At 67.7% G+C, this 20,274-nt stretch carries 17 protein-coding genes and 1 pseudogene; 7 read left to right on the top strand and 11 right to left on the bottom strand.

Features of this window, described 5'->3' with window-relative positions:
- Positions 1–115: 115 nt before the first annotated feature.
- A complete protein-coding gene (locus tag ACFWZH_RS10920) occupies positions 116–1,060 on the bottom strand; it encodes a helix-turn-helix transcriptional regulator (protein WP_384427946.1) in 945 nt (314 codons plus the stop codon).
- Between the two features lie 111 nt (positions 1,061–1,171).
- Between ACFWZH_RS10920 and ACFWZH_RS10915 the strand changes: the two genes are divergently transcribed.
- The 3 genes from ACFWZH_RS10915 to asnB all read left to right on the top strand — a co-directional run bounded on the left by ACFWZH_RS10915 (position 1,172) and on the right by asnB (position 6,120).
- A complete protein-coding gene (locus tag ACFWZH_RS10915; RefSeq protein ID WP_384427944.1) occupies positions 1,172–2,635 on the top strand; it encodes an MFS transporter in 1,464 nt (487 codons plus the stop codon).
- Between the two features lie 303 nt (positions 2,636–2,938).
- On the top strand, positions 2,939–3,379 hold the full coding sequence (locus ACFWZH_RS10910) for a nuclear transport factor 2 family protein (protein ID WP_384427942.1): 441 nt from the start codon (positions 2,939–2,941) through the stop codon (positions 3,377–3,379).
- 878 nt (positions 3,380–4,257) lie between these two features.
- Positions 4,258–6,120: an asparagine synthase (glutamine-hydrolyzing) gene (asnB, locus tag ACFWZH_RS10905; protein WP_384427940.1), complete on the top strand. Its 1,863-nt coding sequence runs from the start codon at positions 4,258–4,260 to the stop codon at positions 6,118–6,120.
- On the opposite strand, the gene ACFWZH_RS10900 is transcribed toward asnB, so the two are convergent.
- Complete coding sequence (locus tag ACFWZH_RS10900; protein ID WP_384427938.1) at positions 6,110–6,391, bottom strand: hypothetical protein; 282 nt, start codon at positions 6,389–6,391, stop codon at positions 6,110–6,112. The genes asnB and ACFWZH_RS10900 overlap by 11 nt on opposite strands.
- Before the next feature lie 32 nt (positions 6,392–6,423).
- Here ACFWZH_RS10900 and ACFWZH_RS10895 point away from each other — a divergent pair, with 32 nt between their 5' ends.
- Complete coding sequence (locus tag ACFWZH_RS10895; RefSeq protein ID WP_384427936.1) at positions 6,424–7,545, top strand: alkene reductase; 1,122 nt, start codon at positions 6,424–6,426, stop codon at positions 7,543–7,545.
- Between the two features lie 372 nt (positions 7,546–7,917).
- On the opposite strand, the gene ACFWZH_RS10890 is transcribed toward ACFWZH_RS10895, so the two are convergent.
- Positions 7,918–8,286 carry a winged helix-turn-helix transcriptional regulator gene (locus ACFWZH_RS10890; RefSeq protein ID WP_384427934.1) on the bottom strand — a complete coding sequence of 123 codons (369 nt, stop codon included), beginning with the start codon at positions 8,284–8,286 and terminating at the stop codon, positions 7,918–7,920.
- Positions 8,287–8,589: 303 nt separating this feature from the next.
- On the opposite strand from ACFWZH_RS10890, the gene ACFWZH_RS10885 reads away from it, so the two are divergent.
- A complete protein-coding gene (locus ACFWZH_RS10885) occupies positions 8,590–8,883 on the top strand; it encodes a DUF1330 domain-containing protein (protein WP_384427932.1) in 294 nt (97 codons plus the stop codon).
- Positions 8,884–10,446: 1,563 nt separating this feature from the next.
- On the opposite strand, the gene ACFWZH_RS10880 is transcribed toward ACFWZH_RS10885, so the two are convergent.
- The 7 genes from ACFWZH_RS10880 to ACFWZH_RS10850 all read right to left on the bottom strand — a co-directional run bounded on the left by ACFWZH_RS10880 (position 10,447) and on the right by ACFWZH_RS10850 (position 16,913).
- Positions 10,447–11,592 carry a 3-deoxy-7-phosphoheptulonate synthase gene (locus ACFWZH_RS10880; RefSeq protein ID WP_384428186.1) on the bottom strand — a complete coding sequence of 382 codons (1,146 nt, stop codon included), beginning with the start codon at positions 11,590–11,592 and terminating at the stop codon, positions 10,447–10,449.
- 288 nt (positions 11,593–11,880) lie between these two features.
- Positions 11,881–12,210 carry a hypothetical protein gene (locus ACFWZH_RS10875; protein ID WP_384427930.1) on the bottom strand — a complete coding sequence of 110 codons (330 nt, stop codon included), beginning with the start codon at positions 12,208–12,210 and terminating at the stop codon, positions 11,881–11,883.
- A gap of 587 nt (positions 12,211–12,797) precedes the next feature.
- On the bottom strand, positions 12,798–13,832 hold the full coding sequence (locus ACFWZH_RS10870; RefSeq protein WP_384427928.1) for a hypothetical protein: 1,035 nt from the start codon (positions 13,830–13,832) through the stop codon (positions 12,798–12,800).
- A 197-nt stretch (positions 13,833–14,029) separates the two neighbouring features.
- Positions 14,030–14,536: a hypothetical protein gene (locus tag ACFWZH_RS10865; RefSeq protein WP_384427926.1), complete on the bottom strand. Its 507-nt coding sequence runs from the start codon at positions 14,534–14,536 to the stop codon at positions 14,030–14,032.
- Positions 14,526–14,918, bottom strand: coding sequence for a carboxymuconolactone decarboxylase family protein (locus ACFWZH_RS10860; RefSeq protein ID WP_384427925.1), 393 nt, complete (start codon positions 14,916–14,918; stop codon positions 14,526–14,528). The genes ACFWZH_RS10865 and ACFWZH_RS10860 overlap by 11 nt, the downstream gene beginning before the upstream one ends.
- Positions 14,919–15,084: 166 nt before the next feature.
- The gene (locus ACFWZH_RS10855; RefSeq protein WP_384427923.1) at positions 15,085–15,597 is read right to left on the bottom strand and encodes an aromatic-ring-hydroxylating dioxygenase subunit beta; all 513 of its coding nucleotides are present in this window, start codon (positions 15,595–15,597) and stop codon (positions 15,085–15,087) included.
- Positions 15,594–16,913 (bottom strand): aromatic ring-hydroxylating dioxygenase subunit alpha, encoded by a 1,320-nt coding sequence (locus ACFWZH_RS10850; RefSeq protein WP_384427921.1) that lies wholly within the window; start codon positions 16,911–16,913, stop codon positions 15,594–15,596. The genes ACFWZH_RS10855 and ACFWZH_RS10850 overlap by 4 nt, the downstream gene beginning before the upstream one ends.
- Before the next feature lie 944 nt (positions 16,914–17,857).
- On the opposite strand from ACFWZH_RS10850, the pseudogene ACFWZH_RS10845 reads away from it, so the two are divergent.
- Positions 17,858–18,274: pseudogene (locus ACFWZH_RS10845) on the top strand (transposase); the annotation flags it as partial.
- A gap of 190 nt (positions 18,275–18,464) precedes the next feature.
- Entirely contained in the window at positions 18,465–18,845 is a 381-nt protein-coding gene (locus ACFWZH_RS10840) for a response regulator transcription factor (RefSeq protein WP_384427919.1), read from the top strand.
- Positions 18,846–19,120: 275 nt separating this feature from the next.
- On the opposite strand, the gene ACFWZH_RS10835 is transcribed toward ACFWZH_RS10840, so the two are convergent.
- Positions 19,121–20,092, bottom strand: coding sequence for a GNAT family N-acetyltransferase (locus tag ACFWZH_RS10835; RefSeq protein ID WP_384427917.1), 972 nt, complete (start codon positions 20,090–20,092; stop codon positions 19,121–19,123).
- Positions 20,093–20,274 lie beyond the last annotated feature (182 nt).

The following is a 20,274-nucleotide window of genomic DNA, read 5'->3' as shown; positions in this document are numbered from 1 at the left end:
CAGTACCCGCAGGCTCCCGGCCAGTACCCCCCAGCCCCCGCAGCAGCCCCAACGGCCGCCCCAACAGCCACCCCAGCCCGGCCAGTAGCCGGCGCCCGCGACCGGTGGCGCGGCCTCAGTCCGCGCCGCGCACTCGCTCGTACAGCGTGATCATCCGCTCCCGGGTGGCCTCGTCCGACGGTGTGTACGTCACCAGCTGCGGTCCGATACGCGGGCCCAGCCACAGCCGGGTGTAGTCGAAGGTCATCAGGCCCAGGTCGGTGGTGAGGAACTTGGTGGTGGGCTGGTCCGGCTGCAGCACCTCGTGCCGGTCCCACACCTCGCAGAACTCCGGCGACTCCCGCTGCAGCCGCGCCACCAGGCCCTTCCACAGCGGGTCGGTCATGTGCTCGACCATCGCCGCGCGGTACTTCGCCACCACCTTGGTCACCGTCTTGGTCACCGTCTCCTGGTCGACGAAGCCCTTGCGCCAGGCAGGGTAGAGGAAGCTGAGCACCAGTAAGTTACGGTCCTCCAGCGGGACGCGGTCGAGGTCGATGATGAGTCTGCCGTACGTGCGGTTGTACGCCAGCACGTCGAAGCGGCTGTTGATCACCGCGGCCGGATAGGGCTCGAGCTGGCGCAGCATCGTCTCGATCGCGGGCGAAAGCGCCGGACACTGCGGGTCGGCACGCGGATCGGCCACACCGGCGAGCGCGAACAGATGGGTGCGCTCGGCCGAGTCGAGGAGCAGCGCCCTGGCGATCGAGTCGGCGACCTGTCCGGAGACCTGGATGTCCCGGGCCTGCTCGAGCCAGGTGTACCAGGTGACCCCGACCACGGCGAGCTGGGCGACCTCCTCGCGGCGCAGCCCCGGTGTGCGGCGCCTGCGGCCCGGCGGCAGGCCCACCTGCGCGGGGGTGATGCGCTCGCGACGGCTTCGCAGGAAGGACGCCAACTCGGCCCTGCGGGCGGCGAGTTCGGGCGCCTCGACCTCGACACCCGCCCCGTTCCCGCTGGCCCGAGGGCTGCGCGCAGCGGCCTGGGACACGCTCACCGGACTGGGCGTCACCGTCGTCATACCCTCAGGGTGCCGTATGCCTCAGCCGGTTGCCAGGTACTTCTCATACCAGGATAGAGACGCTCTGGAGACACTCTGGTACCAGGCTAACGAGGCGAGGATCGTAGAGTCGTGAGTGAATCGACTGCGTCGCCCCGTCCTCCCGTCTTCCTTCCCACCACCCCTGTCCGTCCGGGTGAACAGACCACCGCAGCACGCGAGTTAAGCCCGCTCGGGCTGTTCACCGTGCTGCTCGGCGCCGCGCTGCCGCTCATCGACTTCTTCATCGTCAACGTCGCCCTGCCCGCCATCGACCAGGATCTCCAGGCGGGCCCCGCCCTGCTCGAACTCGTCGTCGCGGGCTATGGCGTCGCGTACGCCGTACTCCTCGTCCTGGGCGGCCGCCTCGGCGACACGGTCGGACGCCGCCGGCTCTTCCTGACCGGCATGGCCGCCTTCGGCCTCACCTCGCTCGCTTGCGGTCTGGCCCCCGACGCCTGGACGCTGGTCGTGGCCCGGGTCGCCCAGGGCGCCGCGGCCGCGCTGATGCTGCCGCAGGTGCTCGCCACCATCCAGTCCACCACCCAAGGTGCGCGCAAGGCACGGGCGATGGGTCTTTACGGTGCCACGACCGGGCTCTCCATGGTGGCCGGGCAGATCCTCGGCGGTGTACTCGTCGCGGCCGACATCGCGGGCATGAGCTGGCGTTCAGTGTTCCTGGTGAACGTGCCGGTCGCCCTGCTCGGTCTGATCCTCGCGGCGCGCTCCGTCCCGGAGACCCGCAGCGCACAGCCCGCGTCGGTGGACGTACCGGGCACGCTGCTGCTCGCCGCCTCCCTGGTCACCCTGCTGCTGCCGCTGACCGAGGGCCGGGCGGCGGGCTGGCCGGTGTGGACCTGGGTCATGCTGGCGCTGTTCCCGGTCTCCGTGGCCGCCTTCTGCCGGGTCGAGCTGCGCGCCGACCGGGCGGGCCGGACTCCGCTGGTACCGCCGAGCCTGTTCCAATCGGTACCGCTGCGCAGGGGCCTTGCACTGATCCTGCCGCTCATGCTCGGCTTCAGCGGCTTTATGTTCATGTTCGCCGTGGTGCTGCAGCAGGGGCTGCGGATGGGGCCCGTCGAGGCGGGGCTCGCCCTGATGCCGATGGCGGTGCTCTTCTTCTTCGGCTCCCTCGCGGGACCGCGGCTGACCGCACGGTTCGGCAGCCGGGTCGTGACGGCCGGCGGGCTGCTCCAGGCGGTGGGAGTCGCGCTGGTCGCGGGGGCGGTCTGGCGGAACTGGCCGGGGCTCGGCATCGCGGACCTGGCCCCCGGGGTCGCGCTCGCCGGACTCGGCACGTCACTGCAACAGCCGGTGCTCTTCCGCATCGTGCTCTCGGACGTGCCCGCGCACCGGGCCGGTGTGGGCAGCGGCGTCATGATCACCACCCAGCAGTCGGCCCTGGCGCTCGGGGTGGCGACGCTCGGCTCGCTCTTCCTCGCGCTGCTGCCCGGCTCGGGGATGCGGGACGCCCTGCTGATCACGCTGCTCGTCCAGCTGGGCACGATCGCGCTGACGGTGCTGCTGAGCCTGCGACTGCCGCGCAAGGCGGTCTGAGGGCGCCGGGCCCGCAGACGGGCGGACAGGGTGAAGGCCCGCAACTCCCCGAGGAGTTGCGGGCCTTCGACATCTACCGGACTTCGCCAACTCGTAGCCGCTCGGCTCCCCTTCGAGCAACGTCGCCGGCACCACACGCCGTAGCGCCATCGGCCGCCCTGCTCCACTCGTCCACCGTTGCGGAACCCTGCGCTCCTCTGTTGCCGGACTCCGCGGTGATCAATACTCGTGAGCAGTAGTCATATTCATGGGTAGTACGCGTCCGTCATGAAGTGGTACGCGTCCGTACGTGGAGGATGAGCCGTGACCGCCAAGACCACCGCCGAGCGTTTCCGAGCCGCCATCGAGCAGGGTGAACTCGCGGCTCTGGACGACCTGTTCGCCGACGACTGCCTCCTCTACAGCCTCGCGAAGCTCAAGCCCCTCGAGGACAAGCAGATGATCCTCGCCCTCTTCGACGTCCTGTTTCACACCTTCGAGGACTTCCGTTACGTCGCCCAGTACACCGGCGCCGCTGCGACGAGCGCCGACGGCACCGAGGCTCCCTCGGAGGTGCTGGTCTTCCGCGGCACCGTGGGCGGCACGGAGATCCACGGGATCGATCAGCTGCACTTCGGGGACGACGGCCGGATCAAGGAGTTCAGCGTCTTCGTCCGGCCGCTGTCCGCCGCGCAGGCGCTGAGCGAGGCGGTGCTCGCCAGGCTGGCGGAGGCGGGGCTCGTGCCGGCGCCGGCCGCCCAGTAGCGCGGGATCGGCCGCAGGCCGGTGCGGCGCCGGGCGCGCCAGGAACGCGCAGCCGGCGCCTCCTGGGCGGCCATCGGCGAACCGTTCGGCCTCTCGGCGGACGCGGCCCGCAAGAGGTGGGCCCGCTGGGAACTCGCCCCCGCCCCGCAAGAAGACGCCGGGCCGTGAAACCGGCGCCCGGACCGTCGGGCGGGACGCCTGCGCAGGTGCGGGTGCCAGGTCCTGGGAGAAACCGCCCGCAGCTGCACCGGCCGCTCACCTGACCGGCAGGATGAGGGACCTCCTGCTCCGGGACGGGTCGGGGAGAGCCGGGGTGGCGGCGGTTCCCTGCACGGGAGGGCCGCCACCCGGATGCCCCACAGAGGGCGAAGACGACGAGACCACGCGAGGCAGCCGCCGTGGATGACTCGAGACCGACGACATCGCGGCCATGCGCGAGCAGGGACCTGCCCGGCGTTCATGCGCCTGCAGATCCGCCCGGTGAGGGCCCCGTCCAGGTCGTGGCGCTGTGGCAGAGATCTTCGGGGCCCGCAGGACACAAACCCGGCGCCCGGCCGTCCGCCGAGCGACTCGAAGAGGACTACCGGCGAGCACCGGACGCTCCCGAACTCTGCGACCGTGCACGGTGTCTGGCGCCGGCGGCCCCTGCGAGGACGATCCCTGCCGGTGCCCGCTGTGCGGCTCCCCGCATGCCCTGCGGCGTGACGAGCCGGCGACCGAGCGGGCCGAGGTCACGGTGGGCCCAGGCGGCCGGATCGAAGTCGTCTGCCCCGGCCGCTGACTAGCGGTTGACCGGAAGCTGACTAGCGGTTGACCGGGAGCCGGTGCAGGACACATCCTCTTCACGATCTAGTACTCGCCCTACAGAAGGACAACTCATGTGCGGTGTTGCCGGGTTAGTTCGATTCGACCGGGACCTCGGCGCGGCGGACCGGACGGCCGTGGCCGCGATGACCGAGACGATGAGCTGCCGGGGGCCGGACGCCGGTGACATCTGGCAGGGCCGGCACGCCCTCCTGGGGCACCGGCGCCTGGCGATCATCGATCTGCCCGGCGGCCGTCAGCCCATGGTGCGCGATGTCGCCGGCCACGGCGCCGCGGCCACGGTCGCGCTCTCGTACAGCGGCGAGATCTACAACTTTCAGGAACTGCGCACCGAGCTCATACAGCAGGGACATCGTTTCGAGACGAGGAGCGACACCGAAGTCGTCCTGTGCGCGTATTTACAGTGGGGCGACGCATTCGTCGATCGCCTCAACGGCATGTTCGCCTTCGCCCTGTGGGACGGGCGGACGGAAGAACTGCTGCTGGTGCGCGACCGGCTCGGCGTCAAGCCCCTCTACTGGCAACCGACCCCGGCGGGCGCGCTGTTCGGCTCCGAGCCCAAAGCCATCCTCGCGCACCCTGACGTCCGTGGCGACGTCGGCATCGACGGCCTGCGCGAGATCTTCTCGCTGACCAGGACGCCAGGAAAGACCCCTTACACACATCTGCACGAGGTCGAACCGGGCACGTTCGTACGCATTCGTGACACCGGGAGCCGGGTCCACCGGTACTGGTCGGTCACCGCACAGGAACACACCGACAGCCTGGACGCCACGGTCGCAACGGTCCGCGACCTTCTGGAGGACGCCACCCGCAGGCAGCTCGTCGCCGACGTACCGCAGTGCGTCCTGCTCTCCGGCGGCCTGGACTCCAGTCTCATCACGTCCATCGCGGCCCGCGCCATGCAGGCGCAGGGCGCCCGTATCCCGTCCTTCGCTGTGGACTTCGAAAGCGAGGTGGAGTTCGAGGCCTCGGAACTGCGCGGAGAGCCCGACCCTCCGTACGCCCGGCTGCTCGCCGCCCAGGTCGGCACGGACCATGCAGACCTCGTCCTGAAAGAGGCCGAGTTGATGGATCCGGGCACCCGTGCGGCCGTCGCGGCCGCGCGCGACGTCCCGACCGGCTGGGGCGATCTCGACACCTCCCTGTACCTGCTGTTCCAAGCCATCCGGGGCAAGTCGACCGTCGCCCTCTCCGGCGAGGGCGCCGACGAATTCTTCGGCGGTTACCCGTGGTTCCACCGGCCCGAGGCCGTGAACGCCGAGCAGTTCCCGTGGGCGGGCCTCGAAACCTTCAGCCTGGCGGACCCCGCCACCAGTCGCCTCACCCTGCTCTCGCCGGAGCTGCGGGCCGAGCTCGACATGGAAGCGCACGCCAAGAACGCCTACCAGGAAGCGCTGGCCGAGGTGCCCAGGCTGCCGGGCGAAAGCCGCCTGGAACGCAGAATGCGGGAGATCGGCTATATGCACATCACCCGCTGGCTTCCGGAGATGCTCGACCGGAAGGACAGGATGAGCATGGCCGTCGGCCTCGAAGTGCGCGTGCCGTTCTGCGACCACCGGCTCGTGCAGTACGCGTTCAACATCCCCTGGTCGATGAAGTCCTTCGACGGGCGCGAGAAGAGCCTGCTCCGCCTGGCCGCGCGGGACTTGGTGCCCGACGCCATCATCCAGCGCAAGAAGGCCAGTTACGCCGTCACGCAGAGCCCCGCCTACATGTCGGAACTCCGCCGGACCCTTGCGGACATCGTCGCCGACTCCACGGCCCCGGTGCATCAGCTCCTCGACCGGGACGCCGTCCGCCGCGCCGTTTCCCCACCCGAGGGCGAGCACGCGAACACCGGACGCTCAGCCATCGAGCTCGTCCTCTCGCTCGACCTGTGGCTGCGAAGGACCGCACCCGCAATCAGCCTCTGAACCCGACCACGCACGCGCACCCGACCGCGCACGCGAAACCCTTGGCCACCTCGCATTCCGGAACGGCGAATTGGGCATCGGTGAGCCCGGGCCGCCCCGGTGAGCCGCGCGAGACCAGTCCCTCGACCGGGGATTCCTGCTCGAACGGTTCTGGCGGGGCTCGGTCTTCCTGATCAACCTGCCCGTCCTCGCCCTGTTCCTGGTCTTCGCACCGATCCTGCTGCGCGACGTGCGCGCGACCCGCTCCAATGGCGGAACGGATGGCCTTCATCCCGTTATTCACTGAAATTTGCCAGGAGACCCATGTCTGTCAACACATCGGAACCATCGCCTGATCCGTCGCTTTTCTCTCCGGTCTCCCTCGGGAAGATGACGCTCGCCAACCGCATCGTCATGGCACCGCTGACCCGGGTGCGGGCTGGTTCCTCCGGCGTCCCCGGGGACCTGATGGTCGAGTACTACCGGCAGCGGGCGAGCGTCGGAATGATCATCACCGAGGGCACCTACCCCGACCACGCGTCGCAGGGATGGGTCGGCGGGCCGGGCATCGCCACCGACGAGCAGGCGGCCGGCTGGCAGAAGGTGTTCGAGGCGGTGCACGCCGAGGGCGGCTGCATCGTCATGCAGATCCAGCACGCCGGCCGTGGCACACACCCCGACATCAACGGCGGCCGCCGCATCCTCGCCCCCAGCGCGATCGCCATCGACGCCGAGGTGTTCACGGAGAAGGGCGAGCAGCCCTTCGCCGTGCCGGAAGCGATGACCACCGCCGAGATACGTCAGGCCCAGGAGGACTTCGTCGCAGCGGCCCGCCGGGCCGTCGAAGCGGGAGCGGACGGCGTGGAACTCCACGGCGCCAACGGCTACCTGCTGCACCAGTTCCTCTACCCCGGGGCCAACCAGCGCACCGATGAGTACGGTGGCTCCCCCGAGAACCGGGCTCGCTTCGTCGTCGAGGTCGTCACGGCGGTCGCCGAGGCCGTGGGTGCCGAGCGGGTCGGGCTGCGGATCTCGCCGGAGATGACCTCCGAGATCCTCCGCCAGGGTGTCTTCGAGACCGACCGGGACGACGTCCTGGCCACCTACGGCACCCTGATGGACCAGCTGTGCCCGCTGGGCCTGGCCTACCTGTCCGTCCTGCACAAAGAGCCGGGCGGCAAGCTGGTGCAGGAGCTGCGACAGCGCTTCGGCGGCAAGCTGATCGTCAACAGCGCCTTCCTCTGGCAGACCACCCGCGAGGAGGCGATGGAGCGGATCGAGGCCGACCACGCCGACGCCGTGGTCGTGGGCCGGGCCCTGATAGCCAACCCGGACCTGGTCGAGCGCTGGCAGGGCGGGCATCCCGAGAACGAGCTGCGGTCGGAACTGTTCTACACACAGGGTGCCGAGGGCTACACCGACTACCCCTTCCTCCAGACGGCTTGAGGCCAGTGTGACGCGCCAGAGATCGCGGGCTTGAGTCTGTGGCCTGAAGGTGACCGCAGAGACGGTGAGGAAGGGGCGTGCGCGGTTCGCTGTCCATCGGCTCGAAGGGCTGATGGACCTGCCGCGGCCAGGGCTGCGCCAGGCTGAGCTGGTACTCAGCGAGGCTGAGCGGGCCGAGCTGACGCGCTGGTCGAGGCGGGCGAAGACCGCGCAGTTCCCGGCCCTGCGCGCGAAGATGCGTGCTGCGGTGCGCGGAGGGCGGGACGAACAAGCAGGTGGCGGCGGCCGAGCTCGGCGTGCACGAGCGGTCGCGGGTCCACGGGAACGGCCGGGCCGCCCCGCCTCCGATCCGAGGCGGGGCGGGGCGGGGCGTCAGTCCGCGGAGTCCCTCTTCGGCGTCCCGTCGCCCACGGTGTCCGGATGTGGGACGCGGCCGGCGGACTGGTCGTCGGTGTGGTCCGCCCCTTGCGGGTCGATCGTGGCCGCCCAGCGTTCCGCCCAGCGGGCGAGGGGGTTCAGGGTGTGGCGCGCCTCCTGTCCCAGCGGGGTGAGCTCGTAGCGGCTGTCCGGTAGTTGGTGAATCACCTGGGCGTCCAGCAGTTCGGTCAGGCGCTGCCGCATCACGCTGGAGGACATGTCGTCGCACCGCTTCTGCAAGGGGCGGAATCCAAGCGGACCCGCGCGAAGCTCCCACAGGATGCGCAGACTCCACCGCCGCCCGAACAGATCGAGTGCGGCCATGAGGGGGCGGCCGGTGGTCGAGCCGCGAACAGGCTTGCCAGGTCTGGGTGTTGGCATGTCGCGATGTCCAGCTCTCCATGATTGACGCTTCGATTTCCGACACGCTAGCATCGCCGAGCGCTTCGGAAATCCGGCTCGTCCTCGCCCGCCGACGCCCACCCGAGACCAGTCCGATCGCAGCCCCAGCCGGTTGATCGAGGCCGTCCGACTTCGATGCCGGCTCCGTCGGCTCGCCGACCCACAGCGCGCCGGCCATGGATCTGAGCATGTTTCTGATCATCAATTCCGAACACAGGAGGCACCGTGGCCAAGGGCTACTGGGTCAGCGTCTACCGCTCCATCGCAGACCCCGAGAAGGTGGCTGCCTACGACAAGCTGACCGGTCCAGCCATCGACGCCGCGGGCGGGCGGACGCTCTCCCTCGGCAGCCGGGTCGTCGCGCACGACGCCGGAATCGCCGAGCGCACCGTCCTGATCGAGTTCGACAGCTTCGAACAGGCGGTCGCCGCACGCGAGAGTGCGGCCTACCAGGAGGCGCTGGTCGTACTTGCTGACGCCGTCGTGCGCGACTTCCGCATCATCGAAGGCCTCGACTGACGACCGATGCCGCGTCAGGGAGGCCCGCGATGCCGGCTGCGGGGATCACCCTGGCTCGTCAGCGCGCCGCACCGTCGCGAAAAGCGTCAGGCCGGTGGCATCGGCGGTGATGTCCGGTCCGGCGACGGTTCCTTCCCGGCGGCGCGGCGGTTCGGACGTCGGCCTCGATGTCGGCGGGGGTGCGTTCCACGTGGTTCCAGCGGCCGATGTGGGCCATCAGGGCGGCGTACGGGTCAGGGGTCGCGGCCCACCTACCCCGACACGGGCCTGCGGCCCAGGCAGGTCCACCGCAGCCGCACCGAGTACCGCTTCCCACACCTGGCAGCCGTCAGCGAAGCCGACCACCGCTCCGGCCTGATCTCCGGTGACGGCCTGTGCGCACCCTCTCCGCCCTCTACGCCGCCGCCCACGGCCACCTCCGCCGCACCGCCTGTCAGGCCGAAGAGTCCCTGACCCGCGACCAGGCCCTCGCCGGCCCCCGGACTCTGCGCCGACTCAGCCTCATCGGACCCGTCGGACACGCCCGCACCCAGCGCTACGTCGGCGGCCCCGCCCTGAGCCAGGCGCGCAACGAGGTACACACGGAGGTCCACGCCGACCTCCTTCGCGAGCCGTACTCCCAGAAACCCGTGGACCCCACGGCGGTCTGGAGCCCGTACGGGCTTCGGCGCAACTGCCGATCAGGGAAGAGCCTTGGCCAGCCTCGCTGCCCGGTCGGATACCGCGTCGGCCTCTGCGTCGGTCAGTGCGGCGGGCCGGTCGCCGGCCCTGCGATACGGCTGCCGGTGGGGGCGCGAACGGCGTGGGAACCACGACTGCGGGTGTGTACGACGCGGTGCCACCAGGGCTGTGCTCCCGGCCCCGAAGGGTCGTAGGAACGGCTGTCGTGGGTCCAGGACGCCCCTCGTCGACCGCTGTCGGGGTGCCGGCGGAGGCGTGGACGAAGGGCAGGAGGGCGTCGTAGTCGGCCGGCACGTCCGGGCGCGGGGTACGGAGGGGGGCCGGGGTGTGGACGTGGTGCCACATGTGGGAGCGGATGCCGTCGGGGGTGAACGACGACTTGCCGGTGAGCAGTTCGTGGAGCACGCAGGCAAAGGCGTAGACGTCGGCTCGTGGAGAGCGCAGGCGAGGGCGTAGACGTCGGCGGCAGGGCCGACAGCGTTGGCCAGGCTCTGCTCAGGGGATATGTAGGGCAAGCGGGGTGCCCACGGTCGTACCGACCTGGATGACGCGGGACAAAGGCGCGCTAGACCACCACCTGGGCACCGAAAGGCGAAACACCGGTGGTGAAGGTGACCGCCAAGGGCACGGTACGGGTGTCGGTCGCCGGGCTGTGCTGCTGTCGGCCCGGCGACCGCTCCCGGCTGATCTACGATCGCCGCCCGCACCGCCGGCGAACTCGCCGCCGCGGTGAAGAACCGCCTCAGACGCATGCGCTACCGCACCCGTCTGGTCGACGGCTACCTCACCGGAGCAGGTCCGTCTCCACCGCTACCGACCAGACCTTGATCGCAAAAGGTGTCCAGCGGCCGGTCGTCGTTCTTTGGACGGTGGTCGCGTCGCTCAACGACGCCAGGCCGACACGACTGCCACGGCCTGGTCGATGTTGAGGCGCGGGTCGCAGAGGGTGGTGTAGCACAGTGGGTCGAGGAGGTCGTCGAGATGTGACTCGTCCGCCACACATTCAACGACGGTCTCCGGCGTGGCTTCCAGGTGCAGCCCCCCTGCGACCACGTGCTCTGCGGCGGCCGCCTCTTGGAAGATCTCCACTTCGTGCTTGATGCTGGTCAGCAGGCGGGTCTTGCGGCCTAAGGGGCCGCGCTGAGTGTTGCCGTGCATCGGATCGCACAGCCAGATGACCGGATGCCCCGCCTCGCGGACAGCGGCCATCAACGGTGGCAGCCACTCCGCGACCCGATCCGCGCCCATCCGGGAGATGAGCGTCAGTCGGCCGGGCGTACGAGCCGGGTCCAGGACCGAACAGAGTTGAGTCAGCTCGGCGGGCGTCATCGTCGGACCGACCTTGCAGGCCACCGGATTCTGGACCCGGGCCAGCAGCTGCACGTGTGCACCGTCCAGCTGGCGGGTGCGGTCCCCGATCCACGGCCAGTGCGTCGAGGACAGCAGCAAGCCTTGCCGGCCACGACGCAGCAACGGCAGCTCATAGTCCAGCACAAGGGCCTCGTGACTCGTCCACACGGGTGCCGCGGCCGGCAGACCCCAGGCGCCGCCGAGTCGGCGCAGGAATTCCGTTCCGGCATGAGCGGCCCGGTAGCCGGTGAGCAGGCGCGCCGGATCCGGCTGGCGCAGCTGCGGATCGGGCTGCGGATCGTTGACCAAGTGGCCGCGGAACACCGGTATTTCGAGCTCTCCGTGCCGCTCCAGGTCGGCGGAGCGGGGCTTGGCGAACTGACCCGCGATCCGACCCACCCGCACCACGGACAGGCCGGTTCGGGCTTGCATCGCACCGGCCAGCGCGTTGATCATGCCGGCCTTGCGGCTGAGCACCTCGGGAACGCAATCCGCGGGGTCCTCGGCGCAGTCGCCCGCCTGCAGGATCTGCAGTCCGCCGGCCGCGACCTCGGCGAGGAGCAGCCGCAGATGGCGTACCTCGTCCCAGGTCACCAGGCCGGGTACGTCACTGAGTTCGCTGCTGAGCCGTTCAGCCAGACTGTGGTCCTTCCAGCGCGGTTGCTGCTGGGCCGGCAGAGTGCGAAGCCATTGACCCTCGCGCTCCGGATCCGAGGTGAAATCGGTTTCAACTGACGGTGTGAGGGTGAGAGGCGTAGTCACGAATTTGATCCCCCGAATTGGGAGCTCGTCGCTCCAAAGTTGCGGACATTCTGCCGATGACCAACCGGCACCTAGCCTGTTCCGGAAGGCGAAGGCGGACAACTACTCAGGTGAACAGGAGGTCGCGCACGAGATCGATGGGAACGGTCGCACCGCGCGCCGATCACCCGCTTCGAGGGGATCAGCGTGATCGATCCGGCATTTTCAATCGTAGGCGTTTCCAGCCATCTTGCGCTTGAAGTCATCGCTATGTTGGACGTACTCGGCGATCGTTCCGTCCGGACTCATGGCGCGCAAGTTGCGCCCTGAAGGAACCACCTTGATCTCGTCGATGATCTTGACCCCGGTCTCGATGAAATATGCGCGCACGGCGTCCAGGTCATCCACCAAACAAGTCAACTTGGTAGCCTCGAACCGCTCAGTGTCAGCCTTGTCTCCCGCGATCAGGAGAACACTTCCGATCCCTACGATATCGAGCCTAAACGTCTCGTAATAAAATTCGTGGTGCGGACGGTCCACTCCCTGGAGTGCCATGTAGAACTTTTTACACGCTTCGAGTTCCGTCTTTCGAAGGTATATCCTGTAAAAAGATTTGACGACCTTCATGGCTGCTCCCGACTCAAGCTATTGCTTGTTTCTGGTGTTGTGTTTCACCGTCCTGACTGAGCACCGATTCAGGGTGGAACCGAACCGGACGTCACGCTGTCGTGCGAACAGACGGGCGACGGATTCCCCTGGCGCGCGGAATCCGCGCACGCTCCAGGAAAGGACCCGACCCGGTCACCGCACCGCTGACGAGGCGGTGACTGAACCAACGGCAGTGCCGCGCGGTTGTGGGCCGGCGACCGGCTGCCGTCTAGGGTCATGCCGAGTTGGCGGCCCACGGCCATACAGAGGTCGAGGGCCGCGGTGCGGGCCAGGTCCTGGTGATCGTTCCGGCTGGCGCACGCCGAAGCCACGTTCTTGTTCCGTAGGCGCAGGTACCACGGGAACAACGATCCCGGTGCACGCTCAGTCGGCATCGTCCGCGCATGCACGATCGCCCCCGCCTCGAGCAACGCGTCTGTCAGCGACGGGAGACGCTTCCACGTGCAGGACAACGTGACGATCTTTGTCTTTCCCTACCGCCGCTGCGTCAGGAAATGGAACGCCTTACCGTTGAGGGTAATGGTCATGTACATTCCCGATCCTTCTGTGGCCGCTCCCTGCGAGACGAGGTAGGGCATGTGCCACTGGTACTGCACGAGGGTTCCCTTTTCCGGAAGGAAGTCCGACCCGTCGTACCGCGAGACGTCGCCGTAGTTGTTGACGCCGAATCGACGGGGATGCGTGCCTATCCACGGAAACACCTCCGCGCCGGCTCGTGCGAAGTCCTCCGGCTTCTCCAACTCCGCGACGGCCTTCTCCGCTTCGGCCGCCAGCTCCTTGTAGTAGTCGCGAATCTGATTACCACTGCTCCGACCGACCGCCTCGCGCGGAACGAACAGGAACATGAGATGGTTTCCGAAGGGAAGGTTTGCGGCGTACGAGGCGTTCTTCATCACGAGAAGGTTCTCGCTGGACCTCTTCTGGAACTCCGCCTTGACCGCGTCGAGAAATGAACCGATCTTCCCAGCCGGCTCGACGGTCTCCCGAAGCGTCCAGGGCATGAGGCGCACGGTTTCGTTCTCATCAACGGACGGCTTCCTCGCGGGGAGGTACTGGTCCAGGTCAGCGGTCTGCAGTTGGAGCTCCGCTATCGCCTGTGCGATGTGGAACCGGTCCTCGCCCGCCTTCATGGTGCTCATCAACGCCTGGTGGAAGCGGAAGCACCTGTAGCCGTCCTGCATCGACATGGGGAAGGCTGTGAAAATCCCCTGGATGTTGGGGTCCGACTTGTACGTGACGGACATCAACAGGAAGCCGTCGTAGTAGTTGGGGTACTCGTCGAGCACGATCCCCTGAAAGGATTCGACCGGGAATTCTTCCGGACTCTCGAACTCTCGCTCGATCAAATGGCACTTCGAAAAGAGCGGGTTCTCGTCGAAGAAGTGACCGACCGCGTCTCGAAAATCGTCGAGCGAAAAAGGCTGCTCGACGCTGTACGTTGAAAGCGCCGGGTAGAACTGCGCCACATTGAGGGGGCGCGGGAAGGCCATCAGGTTGAGACGGATCATTTTGTCGACCATCGACAAAGGCATGCCTGATCACTCCGATAGACAGGTGCGAGAAGTGCTGGAAGACGTTTCGGTCCGGGGGTCCGGCGACGTCGCGAAAAATGTCCGAGTCGGTGGCGCCGCTGAACGCCGTTCCCGGCCGACCGGCGGGAAGCTGTACTGCTGTCGGTTCGATCAGCAGCTCGTCCGCGGTGCGGTCACTCGGCCGCGTCCTCCGGAGCGTGAGCAGATTCCGCGCGCCAGGTGCACCCGTCGCCCGCCTGTTCGCACGACACCGTAACGTCCGGTTCCACGTAGCGGGAGGCGATGGCGGTGTGGAGTTTCTGGCAGTACCCGCACGGTGACTTGAACGTCAGGACGACGCCGGCGCGGGCAGCCTTTTTGCGGTACCGGAGGATCCCGCAGTCGGCGTTACGCAGGACGGTGCCCGAGGGCTGAGGCTCGGTGGACACTGCCGAGTCGTACAGCAAGAGCTGACGTTGCATCCGGGTCATGAAGTGATCGGTGGCCGATACCCCGTCGGGCCGTTGCGCTCGCAGCAGGTCCGCGGTGATGCGGGAGTTCGCCTCGATCCATCCGGCCAGGCCTTCTTCGCCGTGCTCTCCCAGGACGAACTCTTCCGCGGCCGCCTGGGCCTCGAAGTACCGCTGGCGCCACAGGTCGACCTTCTCCGCCGGTTCGAGAGAAATCGCTTCACTGGTCATGATCCGCGCCCTTCCCGGTGGCGTTGTCCAACTCGGCGAAGACCTCTTGGGCGACGCGCAGTCCGTTGTTGGCGACCGGCCAGCCGCCGTAGTAGGCGAGCTGAATGATCACTTCGACGATCTTCTCCCGCGACATCCCGAGGTTCAGGGAGGCACCGATGTGGCCCCGCAACTCCCAATCGGTCCGAGCCAGCGCGACCGCGGTCAGTGCGACCAGTTCGCGCTCCTCGAGGCTCAGGTGCGGGCGGGCCCATATCTCACCGAACAAATGTTCGACTGTGATCTGCAGGAAATCCGGGTAGTTACCCGGGCGCGGTTCGCGGCCGAAGACCTCCTTGAAGACGGCTTCACCCCGCTCGCGCCGGGCAGACGGCTCATTCATCGGTCAACTCCTCCATATTGGGGCCGAACGGTTGTCAACGTCACGACGTCACGACGTCACGAAGACGAGGACCAGCCCGGGCTCCCTGACCTCGCGAGGGAGACCCGGCTTGGCTGCGGCGGCGACGGTGGGGAAGCCGTCAGGGCCGGCCGCTGTCATCGGCCCATCACAGGACGATGCTGATCTTGCCGTGCTCGTACAACGTCTCGTGGTCGAGCACCACGACCCGCCTCCGGATCCGGAACGACTGGCCCTCGGGGACGAGTTCGAACCGATACTTTCCGACGTAGGCGTCGGAGCGCCCGTGCCCGAAGCGGTATACGACGACATTCGCCGCCACCTCGAGGTAGCTGCCCTGATCAGCCAGGATCTCCACGTTGCTGATCACGCGATTCGTTCGCGACCGAGGGTCCTCGCACCACACCTCACCATTGAGGATCTGCTCGATCCGCTGGCGAAGCCGGGCGGCATCGTCGGCGATGAGCCCGAGCGCGCCGGCCGACTCGCCGCGGACGTCGGTGGCCGGCACCACGTAGCGGACGTCGTCGGTCAGCATCTCGTCGTACCACTCGAGCAGACGCCACTCGTCGAGCAGCCGAGCCTCACGGAAAAGGAACTGGCTCACCCGGTGGTGCAGCCTCACCTGGGCTGCATCGTCGACTATCAGTTCGCTGGTCATTTCTTTTCTGCCCCTTGCAACTCGGCCTGGTGAGCGACCTCGACGTGACCGTCGTCGCCGTGCATCATCCGGTCCCACTGCCGCCAGAATTCGCGGGCAGGAAGCTCGTCGGTCGTCTCGGGGATCTCCTTGTTCATACCGCGCGACAGATCCGAGTAGCGCACCGTGCGATTGAGATAACCGCGCTGGCACGACTCGACGATCTCGATGTCGTCGGGAGTGGCGAAGCCGGCGGGACCGAGGAACGTCAGGTAGTGACTCTTGCGGAGTTCCCGGATCTCCGGATCTTCGTCCTTGGGGGCCAGCGCAACCGAGGTGATAGCCATCCGGTCGGCGCCGACCGGGTCGATCTTGCGAATCGTGAGCGCAATCGCGTCGATGATCATCAAGTTGGGGAAGATCATCAGCGCGCGATTCATGCCGGTGATCCGTTCGGCGCGTTCGGCGCCGAACTTCTCCACGAAACGTGCGGCAGTCGCTTCCATCCGCGGCCGGAGCTCGGGATCGAACATCGGCGTCCAGTGGGCGAGCGGGCGGGCCGCGGCCGGCGGCAGCTCGTTGGCTCCATGGCCCAGGCCGAGGGCGCGACCGAAGCCACCTCGTCGTCGTGGTGGCACCGACCCGAGCGACTGCATGTAGCTGACGTAGCGCTTGTGCAGTGCTCGGAAGTGGTAGATGTCGACGCTGTTCTCCATCATGAGCTTCCAGTTGGCCTGAGCCCCGTGGAGTTGCGCGCCTTGGATCACCTCCATCCCGGTCTCGGACTGGTCGGCGACGAGATCGATGTACTCCGTGGCTCCCGCCAGGTACTCGGTCAGGGTGCGCGGCTGCTTCGGATCGAAGGTGACGAAGACGAAACCGCGGTAACTGTCACTACGGTGGTTCGCCAGGCCGAAGTCCGCCTTCCGGAAGCCCGGCCCGTACCCGTCCGGAATCGGAACCCCGGTCAGTTCGCCCTTATTGGAGAACGTCCAGTCGTGATACGGGCACCGGAACGATTTGACCTGCCCGGCCGGCTGCGAGCAGAGCAGAGCCCCGCGGTGAGTGCAGCTGTTGGCGAACACCCGGATCACCCCGTCGGACCCGTGCGCCATGACCACCGGGCGCCCGCCGACGTCGCGTGACACGTAGGAGCCCGGCTCGGGCACCTCCGATTCGTGCCCGACGTACAACCAGCAGCGATCGAAGATCTTGGCCATCTCCTGCGCGGCCACGTCGTCGTCGGTGTAGGCACGGCGATCCACCCGGAACGAGAGGCCCTCGGGATCATCGACGACAATCGGGTCGTCCACCGGCCGCTGTAGTTCGGTCGTCACTGCTCCCTCTTTCGCTGAAATTTCTGGGCGGTTCTGACGACCACCTCGGCCGTGCGTGCGGCGGCATCGCCGCACTCCGGCGGCACGGCGCACACCCGGCCCCGACGTGTGTCTGACCAAATGCACCAGTGCGGGGACGTAAAACCCAACCACCGGGGGCCGCTCACGACTCCGCAGCCCTCCTGAGTGGCTGGATTGCCACCACGGGCAGATTGTCAGACCGTCAAGTCGGTCGTACATAGGACTTAAGACCCACAACTGGCTGTCGCTATGCTTCGACGCCCGCTATGCTCCGACGCCCGCCGACAGGCCCATAAGCACGGTTATTGCTGTCGACGGGCCGGCGGCCGAGCCCTGGGACGGGCTCCGGGATGAGCGCGACAGTAGGCAGCAGAAGACGCAGGGGCATTGCGTTCTCGGACGGTGAGTCGTTGACCTGGCTTTTCGCGGGGTAGGCGCCCTCTGTGGAGGCCGCGGCAACGGGCGAGGCCACATCAGTGATCATGGAATTGCGAAGCTTCACGACACTGAGGAAGACCCTCTCTTCCAAGATCGTATGAGGCAAGACCTACTCTTCACATATTGAGTTGAGGGCGGGCAAGGAGACCCGGCCCGGTGCGTTCCAGCAGCAAGGCACCCGATCCCGAGGTGCCGGCGAAGGCCAGGTCACGAACGTAATCGGCCGCCCATAAAGCCCGGGTCCTGCGGGAGTACGAGTCACTCAACAGGGCAGGTAGGGGCGCTCTTTACTCTCCGCGCCGCTGGGGCAACTCGCGACCGGCAGCTCGAGCAGCGGGAGCGAGTCGACGCCGTGATCGACGGGGCGATCACCGCGCCGCAGCCGGGGGTGTTGGCACCGGCCGGACGCGCCACGCTGCGGTCGCTGCTGAACCATCCGGACCACGTCGACAAGGGCCCGGCGACCGTCTACCGCCGAGAACACGCTGACCATCCACGCCGACAACGGCACCTCGACGGCCTCCAAACCGGTGGCGTTCCTGCTCGTCGACCTCGGCGTCACGAAAAGCCACTCACGACCGCGGACCTCGAACGACAACCCTTACAGCGAAGCGCATTTCAAGACGCTGAAGTACCGGCCCGACTTCCCGGACAGCTTCGACACCGTCGAACAGGCCCGCGCCTTCTGTCGCACCTTCTTCACCTGGTACAACACCGCACACCGGCACTCCGGGATCGCCTGGCACACTCCACACGACGTCCACCACGGACACACCGACGCCGTCAACGCCGTCGTCCGCGCCGAGGTCCTGACCGCCGCCTACCAACGCCATCCCGAACCCGCCGCCCTGCCCACCGCCGCCTGGATCAACCCACCCAGCCGCGACCAGCAAGAACACTGATCAAAGATTCTCGGACCAACCTGCCTCCGAAATCTTGACAGCTACCTGCCTCCGAATTCTTGACAACTACCGCCCCCTCCCGAGTTCGATCTCGATACAGTCGGCGTGGTTACTACCGGGCCTGGGGCCTCCTATCGGAGCCGACCGGGCGCGGGACCATCCATTCGACCACGGGGGAAAGACGACACGGATGGCTGCGCGAAATAGCGACCGCACACACCCTCTGACCGACCAGCAGACAGATATCCCCGTCGCTCAGGACTCGACGACGACGCGCCCGCGTCCGCGACGAGCAGAGGCTCGGACCACCCACGCTCCTCAGGGGAGAGGGGCGACCAATCGCGGCGGTGAACCGGCCGGCGAGAAGTCTCCCTCCAGCGCCCTGACACCGCGCCAGCTTGAGGTACTCGCCCTGCTGGCCGACGGCATGACGAACCGCCACATCGCTCGGGCACTCGGTATCACGGAGAAAACCGTCAAGAACCACATGCAAGCGATCTTCACCCGGCTCAACGTGTCCGCTCGGACCCAGGCCGCGGTCTACGCGGTGCGGCACAACCGAGCGGCATGACGGCTGCTGCTGTCCGGCCGTCACCGCGGCCGGGCAGCAGTGGCACCATCGATCGTCCCCCCTCAACGCCCCTTGTATGGCGCCCAGATGGGCCGTACAGGCGTATTCCTGCACTCTCGCGGTGATCAGACGTAGGACGGTAGGGCGCTCTGGCTTTGTCCGAACGGACAGCGCTTCGATCGTGGTCCAGGAGGTGTCTTGCCGTCGGAACTGGCCCGGAATATCCACAGGTTCTGACAGCACCGGGCATTTCTGCGGGCCGAGCGCCGCGGTGGTCAACGCCAGTCGTCGATCACATACGCGTCGGGGTGGCTGTACCCGGGTTCGTTGGGCCTGTGCATGGTCACGCCCTGCAACCAGGTGCGGAAACCGCGGTCGATCATGCGCCGGTAGGCATCCGGGCGACCCAGGTTCATGCCGGCGTCCAGTTGCCCCAGCCCGCGCTCGGCGGCCAGCTGCTCGCATGCGTCGAGCAGTCGCTCGAACCGGTCGGCGGCCTCCGGACCAGGTCGTACGGCGCCGAATTTGACGAAGCACACGTCCACGCCAGCCTCCGACCCGGCTCCGCAGTGGCAGACGGCCAGGCCGTCGAGCTCGGAGCCGGCGCCTTGGAGGAGGATGGTGTCACCGAGCCCCTGCGCGTGCGCGGCCACGATCTCGCGTTCCAGGCTCAGGCCCTCGTACACGGCTCCGGTCAGTGCGCGACAGAGGCTCAGTGCGTCGGGCCGCTCGGCGGCGCGCAGTTCGCCGTAGAGCACCCGGCCGGGGACTGCGGCACCGTCTGTGACCTGCTTCTTCATGATGGCTGTGAGGAATCGAGGCCAGAAGCCGTACCGGCGGTAGAGCTCAAGATGCTTGGGACTGTGCGCGAAGGTGAACAGGCCGAGGTGGCGGTTCCCCCAGGTGTCGAAGCAGTCGATGACCGGCTCCATCAGACGCCTGCCGATGCCCTGGTCCCACAGATCCGGACGTACGGTCAGCGGTCCGAAAATCCCGACACTGCCCCAGTTGGCGGCGAAGTTCGATCCAACTACGTCGCCCTCGACCGTCGCCGCGAACGCCGCTTGTGGATCGGCCGCCCAGCGGGTGCGGACGTAGTCGGTGGTCCCGAAAGGATCAGGTGCACCCAGGAAGGTTCCGAAGGCGACCCTGCAGATCTCATCGGCCTGATCCAGGTCCGCCTCGCCCAGCGGGCGGACTGATACTGGGACCGCGCCACTCTTGCGCTCCGCTGCGGGTGGGACCATCGCTCTCTCCTTCCTCCCCACGTTCCATCGCACCACGGAGGTGCGCCGCAGGCGAGGTGAACGGTCCGGTGCCCCCCGAGGATCGAGGACCAAGCCGGTCTACCTTGCCTTTCCGCGCGAACGGCAGCAGGTAGCCGGGCCGACGCCAGTGACCACCACGGCCGCCTGGATCGTCCCGCCGG

This window comes from Streptomyces sp. NPDC059008, from assembly GCF_042749045.1.
In the GTDB taxonomy this organism is placed as follows: domain Bacteria; phylum Actinomycetota; class Actinomycetes; order Streptomycetales; family Streptomycetaceae; genus Streptomyces.
Note: the sequence above shows the minus strand (reverse complement) of the source record. Positions and strands in the feature narration are given on the sequence as shown.